The organism is Rudanella paleaurantiibacter (assembly GCF_009184635.1).
In the GTDB taxonomy this organism is placed as follows: domain Bacteria; phylum Bacteroidota; class Bacteroidia; order Cytophagales; family Spirosomataceae; genus Rudanella; species Rudanella paleaurantiibacter.
The window spans coordinates 1-14,809 of the sequence record NZ_WELI01000008.1; the positions used below are offsets into that span (position 1 = coordinate 1).

General features: G+C 57.4%; 10 protein-coding genes. 4 read left to right on the forward strand and 6 right to left on the reverse strand.

Annotated elements, in window-relative coordinates; all coding sequences use genetic code 11:
* Nucleotides 1–112: 112 nt before the first annotated feature.
* The 6 genes from F5984_RS18415 to F5984_RS18440 all read right to left on the reverse strand — a co-directional run bounded on the left by F5984_RS18415 (nucleotide 113) and on the right by F5984_RS18440 (nucleotide 7,664).
* Entirely contained in the window at nucleotides 113–1,495 is a 1,383-nt protein-coding gene (locus F5984_RS18415) for a putative oxidoreductase C-terminal domain-containing protein (RefSeq protein ID WP_152125698.1), read from the reverse strand.
* On the reverse strand, nucleotides 1,492–2,292 hold the full coding sequence (locus F5984_RS18420; protein WP_152125699.1) for a glucosamine-6-phosphate deaminase: 801 nt from the start codon (nucleotides 2,290–2,292) through the stop codon (nucleotides 1,492–1,494). Before F5984_RS18420 ends, F5984_RS18415 begins: the two co-directional genes overlap by 4 nt.
* Before the next feature lie 51 nt (nucleotides 2,293–2,343).
* On the reverse strand, nucleotides 2,344–3,543 hold the full coding sequence (gene nagA, locus F5984_RS18425) for an N-acetylglucosamine-6-phosphate deacetylase (RefSeq protein ID WP_152125802.1): 1,200 nt from the start codon (nucleotides 3,541–3,543) through the stop codon (nucleotides 2,344–2,346).
* Nucleotides 3,530–4,909, reverse strand: a complete 1,380-nt coding sequence (locus tag F5984_RS18430; RefSeq protein WP_152125700.1) for a sugar MFS transporter — start codon at nucleotides 4,907–4,909, stop codon at nucleotides 3,530–3,532. The genes nagA and F5984_RS18430 overlap by 14 nt, the downstream gene beginning before the upstream one ends.
* Nucleotides 4,910–5,222: 313 nt before the next feature.
* Nucleotides 5,223–6,542, reverse strand: coding sequence for a Gfo/Idh/MocA family protein (locus tag F5984_RS18435; RefSeq protein ID WP_185155570.1), 1,320 nt, complete (start codon nucleotides 6,540–6,542; stop codon nucleotides 5,223–5,225).
* A gap of 528 nt (nucleotides 6,543–7,070) precedes the next feature.
* A complete protein-coding gene (locus F5984_RS18440; RefSeq protein WP_152125702.1) occupies nucleotides 7,071–7,664 on the reverse strand; it encodes a Crp/Fnr family transcriptional regulator in 594 nt (197 codons plus the stop codon).
* 177 nt (nucleotides 7,665–7,841) lie between these two features.
* Here F5984_RS18440 and F5984_RS18445 point away from each other — a divergent pair, with 177 nt between their 5' ends.
* From F5984_RS18445 to F5984_RS18460, 4 genes are all read left to right on the forward strand, one after another.
* Nucleotides 7,842–8,258, forward strand: coding sequence for an OsmC family protein (locus tag F5984_RS18445; protein ID WP_152125703.1), 417 nt, complete (start codon nucleotides 7,842–7,844; stop codon nucleotides 8,256–8,258).
* A gap of 446 nt (nucleotides 8,259–8,704) precedes the next feature.
* Entirely contained in the window at nucleotides 8,705–9,580 is an 876-nt protein-coding gene (locus F5984_RS18450; RefSeq protein ID WP_152125704.1) for an N-acetylmuramoyl-L-alanine amidase family protein, read from the forward strand.
* 270 nt (nucleotides 9,581–9,850) lie between these two features.
* Nucleotides 9,851–13,681 carry a DUF7149 domain-containing protein gene (locus F5984_RS18455; RefSeq protein WP_152125705.1) on the forward strand — a complete coding sequence of 1,277 codons (3,831 nt, stop codon included), beginning with the start codon at nucleotides 9,851–9,853 and terminating at the stop codon, nucleotides 13,679–13,681.
* Nucleotides 13,682–13,818: 137 nt separating this feature from the next.
* Nucleotides 13,819–14,775, forward strand: a complete 957-nt coding sequence (locus F5984_RS18460; RefSeq protein WP_152125706.1) for a helix-turn-helix transcriptional regulator — start codon at nucleotides 13,819–13,821, stop codon at nucleotides 14,773–14,775.
* Nucleotides 14,776–14,809 lie beyond the last annotated feature (34 nt).

Below are 14,809 nucleotides of genomic sequence, written 5' to 3' on the forward strand. Positions count from 1 at the left end.
ACCCCCCCCGCGTGGGGGGGGGGGGTTCCCCAAACCCCCCCCCGTGTTCGCCCCCCCCCCCCCCGACTGCAAGATAGGCTACCCGGCTGGCATCACAAAAGGAGGGCGTTTGTTACCTGGAGGCCATTTGTAGCGCCTGCGTGGTGGTGTAGTATTTTGCCAGCATGTTGGGTACTTCCCAGGCGGGGAGCTTTCTGGCGCTCAGATACCGGAAGTACGCGTCGGCTACCTGTTTGAAATGGGCTTCGTGCCCCACCTCGTAGCGTTCGGGAATCCCAATCTGCCATTTGTCGCCCTGCCGGATGAGCGTCAGGCCGGGGTACGTTGTCTGAAGCGTTGCCAGAGCGGTTTGGAGTGCTTTCTCAAACGAGTCGGTGGTTTGCCCCGCCACTGGTTTTACGTACAAAACAGGCTTGTACTGCTGGGTGGCTCCTTGTTCGATAATCAGGTGGGCCCGGCTACCCCGCATGAGCGAGTAGTGAAGATCACCGGTACCAGCGGGTGGTTCAAAGTTCCAGCGAACGGCTACTTTGGCCGTTACTCCTTTGAGCCGGTACACCATTTCGCCGTTGGCGTACACGTCGAGCAGGCTATCGCGCCGACTGTTCTGAAGGTAATCCGGGTACGTAGATTGCCGGGTCACCTGTTTAAACTGGGCCGGGGTGAGGGTGGTGGGCCAGCGCCGGGCGCTGTGCATGGCTACATCGGTCTGGTAGTTGAGCTTCACATCCGGGAAACACGACCACTGAATCAGGTCGACGAGGTGGGTGGTCACATCAACCAGTCCTTCGCCCTGCTGACTGACATCGAAAAACCAGGCCGGGCGCACCAGCGGTTGGCCCGATACGTATTTGAAAAAATGGTGCACGCTTTCTTTGATCACGGCCGGGTTGTCGGGGGTGCCGCGCTCCAGTTGCCCAAACACGGCGGGTACCCCAGCCAGTGCGCGTTGCAGCGCGTTGGTAATCTCGTACCGCTCGGTCATGATGTCGTATAGGAGTACCTTTTTGCGCTCGGCCGTGGCAAATGCGGCTTTGAGCCGGTCAAAATCAGCCTTGTCGATCGCCATGGGTTTGTCGGACAACACGTTCATACCCGCCCCCACGAGCTGCGGAATGTAGCCGTTTTTGCGTCGGTTATTCCCCGACAGCACCACTACATTGCCCGGCTTGTCGGTCAGGAGCCGGTTCAGGTAGTCGGAGCCGGTGTACACAACAGGTTTCCAATGGGTCGGGTTATCGGCGCGGCTGTTGTACTGCCGGATACGGTCTTCGTAGGCCTGCAAGTCGGGCCCGGCGGGTGCAAACACCGATACCTGAGGGCTCACCGTGGGGTACATTGATTTTTGTACCAGCGCGGCATGAAAGTGGCCGGGGTCGAGCACAACCAGCCGAACCGGTGGAGCGGCCGGCCCCGGTTGCGAAGCGGGAGTTGGGATCAACATGGTGGCGGCAAGCGCGACGGTGGCGCTGAGGGTAGGCCAGAATAAAGTCATGCTACAGAGTCTTGGGCCGAGTGTTCATCGAGTACGGGCAGGAGCGAAGCGCTATCGGCATCCATAAACAGGGTAGCGTCTTCGTGTCGGCGCAGAATGGTCGATGGGTACAGTTCGGTAATGTCTGATTGTAAGGTATGCGCAATGGCCTGTGCCTTGTTGCGCCCCGGCACCATGCAAAACACGTGCGGAGCCTGCGTCAGGGCGGGTACGGTGAGCGTGAGGGCGTGTGTCGGTACATCGTCGAAACGGGCAAAACAGCCGTCGTTTACCTGCTGCTGTCGGCAGGCCGTGTCGAGGTCAACCACCTTCACCAGCACCGGGTCGTCGAACAGGGCCACGTGAGGGTCATTGAACGCGATATGGCAGTTTTCGCCAATGCCCATACACACAATATCGACGGGGAACTGAGTGAGCAAAATAGCGTAGCGGTTGCATTCGGCTTCTATGTCGGGGGCGTTGCCGTTCAGGTAATACACCTCTCCAAAAGGCACCCGGTCGAACAGGCGTTCGCGGAGGAAGTTGCCAAACCCCTGGGGAGCATCGGCGGGGAGGCCTACGTATTCATCCATGTGAAACGCCCGCACCCGGCCCCAGTCGATGTCGGGTTGGTCGCGGAGGTTTTCCAGAAACTCCTGCTGCGAAGGAGCTGCGGCAAAAATCATGGCAATACTATCCTGTTGGGCAAGTAGGGCGCGCATCTGCTCGGCAACGGCCAAAGCGGCCTGTTGGCCCAACTGAGCGCGGTTGGCGTGCAGGCGCAGGGCCAGTCGGTCGGTATGGGTTTGTGTGGGCATATCGTTTTCGGGTTATCTCGTGTTTGGTTTGCGTTAGAGAGGAGGTTTCTGCTAGAGTACGGTTTCGGGTTCGCGTTGATACACAATTCGGCCACCGACCACGGTAAGGGCTACCCGGCAATCGTCGTCGAACACCACCAGATCTGCGTCTTTTCCGGCTGTAAGGGTGCCTTTTCGGTGGTCCACGCCCATAATGCGGGCGGGGGTGCTGGTGAGCATCTGCACGGCATCGAGCAACGGAATATCGGTTTGGGTTCGGATGGTCTGCAGCAACCTGTCGGCCGTAGCCACACTCCCCGCAAACGCCTGTCGATTGGGCATTTTGGCGACACCATCCTCCACAATCACGGGCAGGCCATTGTCCCGGTTGCCCAGTATGCTCGGCCCCGGCGGCATACCAGCTGCCCGCATGGCGTCGGTAATGAGGGCGGTGCGGTCGGGGCCTTTGATTTTATACGCCAGCTTGAGTAGTGGCCCCGGCAGGTGAGCCCCGTCGGCAATCAGCTCTACGTCCAGCTCATCGATCAGGTACGCGCTTTCAACCACTCCCGCAAACCGGAACCCATGCCGCCGTGTCACTGTCGACATGGCGCTGTAGAGGTGCGTAGCCAGGCTGTAGCCATTCGCTACGGCGGCTACCACTTCGTCGTACACGGCATCGGTATGGGCAATAGCGGCTATCACGCCGTTGTCGAGCAGATACCGGCCAAACGCCAGCGCCCCCTTGCGTTCGGGGGCGGCACTCCAGCGGGTTACGGCATTGCTATAGCCCAGCACAGCCCGGTACTCGGCCGGGTCGGGGTCGCGAATGTAGCGCGGGTCCTGAGCGCCACGCTGATTCAGGGCAAAGTACGGCCCCTCCAGGTGCATCCCCAGAAACTCGGCCCCTTGCGTGTTCTGGCTGTGGGCTCGTTCGTAGCAATCGAGCGTGTGCAGTAGCTGGTCCTGCGTACTGGTGAGCGTAGTGGGTACCAGGGCAGTGGTGCCATGCCGGGCGTGTAGCTCGGCAATGCGCAGAAACGCCGTTTCGGTGCCATCCATAAAGTCGTGCCCCCCGCCCCCGTGTACGTGAATGTCGATAAAGCCCGGTGCGATGTATGCCCCGGCTACGTCGATTTCAACCGCGTCGGGCACATCGAGCGGGCCTTCGCAAACCTCGGTAATCTGCCCGCCTGTGACCAGCACCGTTCCGTTCGGGATGATGCGTTGGGCCGTTACCACCTGCCCATTGGTTAGTTTAAGGCGTTGCATAGCCGCTTCCCTGTTGTTCATGAACGAGCGATTTAGTGGTGACCGGCAGGCCCCACCGGCGCAACCGATGCCCCCGGAAGGCGTAGTACGCCAGATACAGATAACAGGGAAATAGAACCCAGTAAGCTTCGCGCAGGCCGTATTGATCGGCCAGCAGGCCATACACCAAGGGCAGCAGGGCATTGCCGCTAAGGCCCATGATGAGCAGGGCGGCCCCCACTTTGGTAAACCGACCCAGTCCGTCGAGTGCCAACGGCCAGATACTGGCCCAGACGAGCGAGTTGGCAAGGCCCAGCAAGACCACAAACCAGACCGACAAGTCGGCTTGCAGGCCCAGCACCGCGAGGTTGCCCCGGCTGAACAGAATCAGTAATGTAAACACCATCCCCAGCACCGTGCAGATTCGGAACATGTTTACCTGACTGATAACTTTCGGGATGAGGGCGATACCGATGATGTAGCCGCAAATGGTAGCAAACAGGGTGTACGAAGGCAGCACTTTGGCGTCGAGCAGGGGAATACCCATAGAGCCCGCGTACCCGATAATGGTGTCGATGGCGATAACCTGTGTACCCACGTGCAGAAAAATGGCCAGGGCCCCTAAAATCAGGTGCGGAAACTGAAAAATTGAGGTTTTGTCGACGTTGGCCGCGGCTACATCGGCTGTTTCGTGCTCGGTGTTGATTTCGGGCAGGGGCGATATCCGTACCAGAATCCCCAGCCCAATCAGTACGGTGCCGATGACCGAGTAGGGAACAATAACCCGGCGCACCAGCTCGTCGAGGGCGGCTGCTTTTTCGGTGGCAGGCATGGTGGCGAGTTGGCTGAACAGGTCGGTGTCCGTAGCGCGCAGAATCACGGCCGCAAACAGTAACGGAGCCAGAATACCCGCGCCCTTGTTGCAGATGCCCATGATACTGATGCGTTGAGCCGCCCGCTCTTTAGGCCCCAGAACGGTGATGTACGGGTTAGCCGCTGTTTGCAAAATGGCCAGCCCGACACCGATGGTAAACAAGCCGAGCAGAAACGTCGGATACGAACGGGCGAGGGCGGCCGGTACAAAAATGAAGGCCCCCAGTGCCATCACCCAGAATCCCAGCATCATGCCTTTTTTGAAGCCGACCCGCTTGAGCAGGTACGACGACGGCACCGACATGATGAAGTACGAAATGTAGAAGGCAAACGTGACCAGATACGAACTGAAGTTGGTCAGCTCGCAGGCGATTTTGAAGTAGGGTATCAGAATGGCGTTGACCCAGGTTACGAACCCGAATACGAAGAACAGCACCCCAATCAGCAGAATCGATACCAACGTATCGCGTTCGCTGAGGGAGCTGACTTCAACAACCTCTGGCTTATTTTTCATGCTTAATGCTGGTTAATGGTTTTTAGCGGCCGGCGCTCCGGGTTTTGGTAAGGCCAGTTTCGCTCCTTAAACGCTTTTCAGTACTGGACATTCGGACTTCAGACACTGGGCGTTAGACTTATTACCTTTATAGAGGGAGGTCTAACGTCTACTATCCAACATATAATGTCCAGTACTGAGTAAATGCTTGACTGTCCACTTGTAAGGGTTTGGTTTAAAGTAGTTTAGGGTTTGTTATTTGGTTTGGCTACTCGTTATCAGATAACAAATTGTGTGAAACATTAAACCCGAAACCCAAACCTACTTAACGTATTTACACCGTTGGTTCCCAGCCGCGTTGATACTCGCGTTTCCAGAATCGCTCGGCGGCCTTGTTATTTTTGATACGTCCGGTAGCGGGGTCAACATCGAGCGTACTGCCTGACCGCAGAGCGATGTTGCCCAACTGACAAAGCAGGGTGCTCTGATGCCCGCTCAGAATGTCGGAGTTGAGAGCCGCGCCCTTCCGAATGGCGTCGAAAAAATTTTGAATATGCAGGGCATCGAGGGCTTGCGAGGGGTTCATGCGGTCGCGGGCGTTGATGGCCAGGTCGTTTTTAACCTCTTTTACGAGGTTATTATCGAGGTCGTACACCTTGTACGCATTGCCCCCGTCGATTTGCAGAGCCCCTTTGTCGCCGTAAAAAATGACCCCTACGCTGCTGCCTTCGACCGTACGCCCGTTACAACTGCGGCCCTCCCAGGTCATGCCGGTGTTGTTGGCAAATTCAAGGCTGATGACCTGCGTATCGGGCGTCTCCCAATCGTCCTGATACCGGTAGCGGCCTCCTGTTGAGGTCACGCGGGTGGGGTAGTCGACGTTCAGGCCCCAGCGCATCAGGTCGAGCATGTGCGTGCCGTTGTTGAGGGATTCGCCCGTGCCCCAGTTCCAGAACCAGTGCCAGTTGTAGTGCAGAATATTGTCTTTAAAGGCTTGCCGGGGCGCGGGCCCCTGCCACAGGTCGTAGTTGAGCCACGACGGAGCGGCCGATGCTTTCCCCGTTCCGATGGAAGGCCGGTTGTTGGTGTACCAGCCTTTGGCAAAGTACGGCCGCCCGATGATGCCGTCGCGGACGGCCATTACCCCGGCCGCTACGTTGGGCCACGACCGGCGCTGATTGCCCATCTGAATCACGTTTTTGTATTTTTTCTGGGCGGCCACCAGCAGTTCGCCTTCGTGGGGGTTGTGCGAACAGGGTTTTTCGAGGTACACGTGTTTGCCCGCCTTAGAGGCCAGCAGGGCGGCCGGTGCGTGCCAGTGATCGGGTGCGGCCACAATCAGGGCATCGAGGTCTTTGTCTTCCAGGGCTTTCCGGAAATCGGGTACGACCTGCGGTTTGGCCCCGGCCAGCTTCTCAACGGCGGCAATACATTTGTCGGCCGCGCGCGTGTCTACGTCAGAAACCGAACGAACCTGACAGTTGGGTTGCAGGGCAAAGTTGCTCGCCAGGGCCAGCCCCCGGCTGTTTACACCCATCATGCCCACCTGAATGCGGTCGTTGGCACCCTGAATCCGGGCGTAACTTTTCGGGCTAAAACCGGGCAATATACCGCCGAGGGTGAGGGCCGCTGTACCAGCCAATGCCTGTCCCATAAAGGTTCGGCGGGAGGGCTGTTGCGCAACGGCGTTGGGTTCGGTTGGGTTGTGTGTGTGTTGAGGCATCTTGATGGAAGCGAATCAGGTTGATCGAATTAGATGAGTGTACGTTGGGAACTTAGGAATAGACACTAAAGCAGCCGGATAGGGGTGGGATACTGCCCGGCCAGAGCCCGGTTTTCAGCTGTAAATGATACGCAGGCTTGCCGGTTGGGGTACGTACCCGAAACAAGATCCGGGAAAAAGGTTTGCTGGTTGATTAGCCGCCAGTAAAACGACCTGCACAGGAGCCTGATAGCCAGGTCGGTTGGCGGTAGTGCCGACAGGATCGTTGACAGAGGTTAGGTTAACTCGTTGGACGAAAAAAAGGTGGAAAGTAGGGTGAGCCATATAAAATTCGGCAAAAGAGTAGTTAAGTAGGTAACGTGTACGTACCCGAAAAGTAAATGACAGATTATTGAAAACGAAATTTGCCGTAAAAATTTAATGCACGGCACACAGGAGTGCCGGGGAGGGGGCTACCCCTTATCGGTGCGCTACCTGCGCCCTGATGCGGCTCAGCGATGGCCCTTTAATGCCCAGATAAGAGGCAATATGTCCGAGCGAAACCCGGTTCAGAATATCGGGTTGCCGGGTTAAAAGGTCCACGTAACGCTCCTCGGCCGATTGGGTTAGCAAACTCTCCGACCGGGTTTGGTTAAGCAGAAAATAATGCTCGGCCAGTAACCGCCCAAACCGTTCCCAGCCGTGCGATTGGGTGTAGAGCTCGCGGAGCCGGTCGTGTTCAATGACCAGCAGCTCAGTATCTTCGAGGGCTTCGATCAGGTACGGGCAGGTGGTTTGGGTCAACAGGCTTTTGAGGGAGGTCAGAAACGTGTGTTCGGCCACGAAATACAGGTTATGCTCTTGCTCCGTTTTGGGGTCGATGTAATACACCCGGAATATGCCGTTGAGCACAAAGCCAACGTGTCGGCAAACCGAATGGCTAAACGTAAATAAGCCCTGTCGGGGAATAATCCGGCTCTGCCAGAGCGGATCGGCCAGGTACAGGTCGGTCTCGGTAAGCTGGGCAAATTGGTGTAAATGGTGATGGAGTATCGTTTGCTGAGACGGAGACATAGAGAGGAGTTCAGTGATAACGGGCCAAAACAAAGCCTAAAGTAGCGAGTTATAGGTCAGACGTCGCAGCGTATACGTCAGGCTATCGCTTTTTAACCTATGTGAAAAATAAAGGCAGAAGGCCTGTCTACTTTTGAGTCATCAAATTGAAACATAAACCAACTTAAGTCGCACATCATGAAAATTACCCGCAACGCATCGGCACACTGGGCCGGCACTGGCAAAGATGGTAAAGGCACGCTGACTACCGCCAGCACGGTACTGAACCAGACGCAGTACTCGTTTAACACCCGGTTTGAAGATGGTATCGGTACCAACCCCGAAGAGCTGGTAGCAGCTGCCCACGCTGGTTGCTTTGCCATGCAACTGGCCTTTAATATCCAACAGGCGGGTTTTGCTGCCGATACCCTCGACGTGCGTTGCGATATTACGCTCGAAGATGGCGGTATCAGCAGCTCGAAGCTGACGCTCAAGGCGAGTGTCCCCAACCTCGACCAGGCGAAGTTCGATGAACTAGTGGCCCATGCCGAGAAAAACTGCCCCATCTCGAAGCTGTTCAACACCAGCATCTCGGTCGACGCTACCCTGGCGTAAGGGGTCGTTCGGATAATAAACCAACATGAGTCATCCCGAATTTTCGAGTTCTTGCTGATTTTAACCCAAGTTCCTCCTTGGTTGCCCCGTTAGGGGCCTAATGTTGGTAGCTAACCCGAAAAATAGACCGAACACCAGAGCCCCGAAGGGGCGTAACCTTAAAAAAGTTACGCCCCTTCGGGGCTCTGGTGTTCCGAGGAGACGTCTTTGCTACCCATATTGGGCCCCTAACGGGGCGTTCGAGTAAGGAACCTCCCCCTAACCTAAAATTCGGGATGACTCATGTTTTTGATGCCCTGCCGGGTGTGCCGTTGGTTCGGGACTAAACGAAGGATTAGTTATCGGCTTGCGCCCCGGAGCCGGAAGCCGTATTTTTGCGGCTTCGTTTGGAGGGCTTTTGTTCTGATTATCAGTGCCTCCGCTTCGTTTCACAACAAATCATCAATTTGCAGACACTCCTTCTTGCCCTCGTTTGCGTGCTCTCGGCCCTGAGTCCGCCCGGCTTTCTGACCGGCGTAAACCGTTCTCCTGAATCGGCGGCTGCCCCCCGCAAGCGACCTGAATCCGCAGCCGAACAGCCTGATAAACGCCGGGGGAAGAACCCGAAGAAACTGGCTAAGAAGCAGTCGGCAGCGAGCCGTAAACCGTTAAGCGGAGCGGTGTATTACCTGGCCTCGGGGCATGGTGGCCCCGACCCCGGTGCCATTGGCCGTTACGGTAAGCACCTGCTACCCGAAGATGAGTATGCCTACGATGTGACCATCCGCCTGGCCGACCTGCTGAAACAACAGGGAGCTACGGTGTACATGATTGTGCACGACCCAAACGATGGGATTCGGAATGAGGCTATCCTCAAAATTGACCGCGACGAGGTGGCTTACCCGCGTCAGCGTATCCCGCTCGATCAGAATGCCCGGCTCGATCAGACCACCTCGGCCGTGAATCGGCTCTATGCCCGACACAAAGGGCGGTTTCAGCGGTTTATTACCATTCACGTCGACAGCCGGAGCGTGGGCGAGAAAATCGACGTGTTTTTTTACCATCACAGCCAAAGTAAATCGGGGGTGCGGCTGGCCCGGCACATTCACCGACGCTTTCGGGCCAATTACAAACGCTACCAGCCCGACCGACCCTACTCAGGTAACGTATCGGCCCGGAACACGCTGTATGTGGTTAAAAATAGCCATCCGCCTACGGTCTTTATCGAGTTGGGCAACATCCAGAATAAGCTTGACCAACGTCGGTTCCTGATTCCGTCGAACCGGCAGGCACTGGCAAACTGGATGATGCAGGGTATTGTGGATGACCACCGCACGAGGTGATTGAAATGAATACCACGCGGGTGACATGAATTCGGCAGAATGGATGTTTGCACGCGGATAACACAGATTTAGCGGATATACACGAATTTGGTTTGCCTGAGGGGAACGCTGCAGGTTTACATCATCCGTTCAATCCGTGTACCTACCTGTCACGGCACTTATCTGCGCTGATCTGGCCTATTCGCGTCATCTGCGTGCTATTCAATGGCTTCCTCGCAACCCATCCGAGGGCCGTTAACATCTCATCCAATCCGTGTGTAACTTTGTTCCATGAGGCTCCAACCCCGTAAGCCGGCTCAGGCACTGGATAAAGCGTACGCCAAACAATCCATTCCCCACCAACATTTCGACCGGTTCCGACAGGCCCTGTTGCGGCTATTGGCCCGGCTCGACGAGGGGGAGTCGGAGGTGTACCAGCGGAAAATAATCACCGAGTTTCTGAACAGTACATTTTACGATGCCGATTCGGGGCTGGCGGTGGCTAGCCGTGATCAGAACGATCTGGTGATTTATACAGGCCCCGAAGCCTCGCCCGGTGTGCTTATTGCGGCCAAGAAAGTGTTTGCCGGAGAGATGATGACCATGTTGAAAAACAACGTCAAGTCGCTCCACGAGCTTATTCTGTATTATTTCGAAGAAGCCGAACGTCGGCCCGACCGCCCATTTACGCGATTGGTCATTACCGATGTGTACAACTGGTTTTTCTTTGCCGAAGCCGATTTCCGGCGGTTTTTTTACCAGAACCCTCGCCTGCGAAAGCTGTATCAGGTGAAGAGGCAACAACAGAAAGACAACGCTTTTTTCTTCAGCGAAGCGGCCCGGATTCTGCGCGACATGGACGATGAGGTGCCTGTTACGTGGCTTAACCTGCGCGAACTCGAAAACGCGGCCCGCACCGATAATCCCGCCGACTGGCTCCCGCTGATTCCGGTCTACAAGTTGTTTTCGCCCGAACACCTGCTCCAGTTGCCCCCCACCGACAATGGCGACGGGATCAACAAGCTGTTTGTCGATGAACTGCTGCATGTGCTGGGCCTGCAGCGGACCGTATCGGGCGGCATACCCCGGCTCGAACGCCTGCCTGAACCCGACCGACAACCGGGCTCCTGGCTCGAAAACATAGTGGCGTGTCTGCGAACCACCGGTGCTTTGGCCCATCTGCCCGACCCTCTCCTCTACGGCCCCGACCCCGAAGGGCAGGAAACCCGCGTGGCCCTCGAACTGCTGTTTACCTGGCTCGGCCGGGTCTTGTTTCTGAAACGGCTCGAAGGACAGTTGCAAACCTATCAGGGCTACAACCGCGAGGGGGTATTTCTGACGCCCCGTCAGCTACGCACCTTTGCCGAGCTGGGCGAGCTGTTTTTCGATGTAATAGCCGTGCCTGTCTCAGAGCGGTCGGCGGGGGTGATGAGCCGGTACGGGTCCGATGCGACTGTTCCTTACCTGAACAGTGCGTTGTTTGAACCCACTCCGCTCGAACAGCGGGTGCTTCGGGTGAGTGCGCTGAACGACCGGCTCGCCTTGCCGCTGTTTGACCAAACAATCCTGAAAACCCCATCGGGCGACCAGCAAACGGGCGAGCTGCCCACGCTGACGTACTTGCTGGCTCTGCTGGATAGCTACGACTTTGCTACCGAAGGCGCGGCTACCATTCAGATCGACAACAAGCCCCCGCTGAGCCATACGGCCCTTGGGCTGGTGCTCGACCTGTTGAGTAATGCCCGTACGGGAGCCGCGTACACGCCCGGTTGGGTGGCTGTTGAGGCCGTGCGCGAACCCATCCGGCGGCTGGTGGTGCAACGGTTCAACGAGCGGTTTGGCTTGTCGTGCTCCGACCTGACCGACCTGCGCACTCAGCTTCAGACCGTAGAACCGGGCGAAGCCAATGCCCTCATAAACAGCCTGCGCGTGGTAGATCCGGCCGTGGGCGGTGGGCATTTGCTGGTGTCGGCTCTGCACGAGTTGATCGCGATTAAAGCCGAGTTGGGGATTCTGACCGACCCGGCCGGCCGATTGCTGAGTGGCTACACGGTATCGGTGGAGCAGGATGATCTGGTGGTCTGGACTGCCGATGGTGAGGTGTTTGCCTATCAACCAACAACTGCCCAAAGCCGGTTGGGTGCGGGCCAACCCGTGGAGCGCGCGTCGGCCGGGCGCCGACGGACACCGGCAGCCTCCGAAAAGCAGCGGGTGCAGGAAACCCTGTTTGCCGAAAAGCTGGTGTTGATTCAGAACTGTCTCGTTGGCGTGGATTCCGACCCGCTGGCGGTGAGCATGGCCCGCCTACGGTTGGGGCTCGAATTACTCAAAAGCACTTATTACGCCACCGGCGGGAAAGCGGGCTGGTTGCTGCCGAACTTGCCAAATCTGGACGCTAATCTCAAGGTTGGCCATGCACTTATAGGCCAGCTGGGCCTTGGGTTTCGGCCCGATGCGGTGCGTAATGTAAGCCTGCGCGAGAAATTTGCGGGGGCGTTTCGGCAGTATCGGGCCGACCGACTGGCGTACCCGCCATGTAGGGAGGAAGCAGAAAAAGCCCAGTTACAAGCCCGAATGGCCGATTTTGAGGCTCTCCTGCCGCAGTTGGCCCTGATCGACCGGAAAGACTATGCCGAGATTCGCGAACTCGAAACCCGGCGGGCGCAACTTGCCCTCACCTTCGATTTTGTAGAAAACGACAACCGGCTGCAAACACTGGATGACCAATTGGTTGCCCGGAAAAAAGCGTTGGCCGACAAACAACGACCTTACGAGCAGGCGGTGGAATGGCGCTTTATGTTTCCCGAAGTGCTCGATGAGGCCGGGGTATTTGTCGGCTTCGATGCGGTGCTGAGTCGTCCGCCAATCACCGGTCCCGATGAGCCTTCAGGCCGCCGGGCCGTGCTGAGTAAATCGTTTCCGAATACCTACACGCTGGGTATTGGAGCCTATGGGTTGTTTGTGGAGCAGGGGCTGAACCTGCTGCGGCCGGGCGGGCAGTTGGCCTGTGTGCTGCCCACCGATTGGATGCGCAGCCCGCACGGCGCCAATCTGCGACATTGGTTGAAAACAGGTGTGGCCATTGAGCAGGTGACCGATCTGGGCGACGACCCGGCCGGAGAGGGGCCGGTTTGTGTACTGCACCTGCGCAAAGCCCCTGCTGTCGGTAGTTTCCGGGTGGCTCAACGGAGGGCCTTGCCACCTCACACGTCTGAAAGTGATACTCGCTCGTTTGTGATCCCGACCGATTCGCTGCCCGACGACGGGTGGCTTCTGTCGGACCCTACCGGGCAAAATCTGCTGACGCGCATTCGGCAGGCCGGGCAACCGCTTACCAATTACGTGGCCGGGCGGCTGGGGAGTGGTATCAAAACGGGTCTGGACGAAGCCTTTGTTGTCGACGCTAAAATCCACAATCGGCTGGTGGCCGAAGACCCCCGCTCGGCCGAAGTGCTGAAACCCGTTGTGTTGCCGCGCACTATTCGAGGGTACACCGTTGACCCACCCACGCGGTTTCTGATTGCGTTGGAACGGGGCCTGACCACGCAGCTAAGGGGTGAAACAGAGCCCGAAACCTGGCTGGCCGAAACGTATCCGGCTGTGTACAACTGGCTGAAACCGTTTGCGGCTAAAGCGCAGGCGCGGGTTAGTCAGGGCGTGTTTTGGTGGGAACTCCAGACCGATGCTGCCGTCGCGCAGTTTCGGCAGCCGTATATCGTGTTTAATCCGGCGGTTCCGGCCCCGGTTTTTGCGTTGGCGGATGCCAACACGTACCCACTCGACAAAACATTTGTCATCGGGTCGGGCGACCGGTACCTGCTGGCCGTGTTGAACAGCGCAGTAGTGGGGTATTTTCTGCGTGTAACGGCCCCCGTAACCCCCAAAGGCCCCGCCCGGTCCCGGCCCGACCGTTGGGCGCAGATTCCGATCCCATCTGCCACCCCTGAGCAACAGGCATCTGTTGTGGCACTGGTCGATCAGATTCTGTCCTTGCGGGCAGCTGGGAACAGTACCGAGGGGCTTGAGGCCGAAGTATCGACGTTGGTAGGTGCTCTCTACGGCCTCAGCCCCGACGAAATGGCCTCTATTCACCCGGCCGATAGAGGAGAAACTATTGGCTAAAAATGCCCCCAAAAGAGGGCTTTCGGGTTTCGGGAGGTGGGCAAAATTTCGTAAATTGCCGTATCTGACTATTCCTTTTCGAGAACGCGGCCCCGCTGTACCCGCCCGCCGGGACGGGGCTGTGTTCGCCTTTTTCCATGCAGCGTCTCCATCGCCTGACGGCTATTCTGATTCACCTGCAAACCAAGCGGGTGGTGCGGGCACAGGAACTGGCCGACCGTTTCGGTATTAGCCTACGTACTGTGTATCGCGATGTTCGCTCGCTCGAAGAAGCCGGTGTGCCCATTGGGGCCGAGGCCGGGGTGGGCTACTTCCTGACCGATTACCACCTGCCTCCGGTCATGTTTACCAATGCCGAAGCGGGCGCGTTGGTATTTGCCGCCAAACTGATTGAAAACTGGGCCGACGAATCGGTGCAAACGGCCTTCGACTCGGCCCTGTACAAGATCAAATCGGTGCTCAAACAAACGGATCAGGAACACCTCGATGAACTGGCTCCGCAGGTGGCTATTCAGAAGCCGGTAACGGGTAAATACCGAGCGGGTGGTTTGCTCAACACCATTCAGCAGGCCATTGGGCGGCAGCACATACTCCGAATGCACTATCAGGCAGGCTATACCGATGCCGAAAGCTGGCGCGAAGTGGAGCCCGTGGGCCTTTATCATTACAGCATGGCGTGGCACCTGATTGCCTTTTGCCGACACCGGCAGGATTACCGCGACTTTCGTGTGGACCGGATTCATGAGCTGACAGATACGGGCCAACGGTTTGCCCGTCATGCCCGGATGACCTTACGCCAATATCTCGATCAGATGCATTCCGATATGCCCCTTACCAACGTGACGGTGGTGTTCGATAAGTCGGTGGTGCGGTTTCTGAACGACCAACGGCATAGTTGGGGCTTTTCGGAAGAGGAAGACCTCGGCGACCGGGTCCGAATGCATCTCTGTACACCGTACCTGTGGGGGCTGGCGCGTTGGCTGCTGGCGTTCGGCTCGGCCGTCACGGTCGAGTCGCCCGACGAGCTTCAGAGTATATTACAGCGGCTCGCCCGCGACATTCAGGCGCATTATCTCGTCGGAGCCGAGGTGTAGGGTTTATGGTTTTTGGCGGCTGTCAAAAACTATA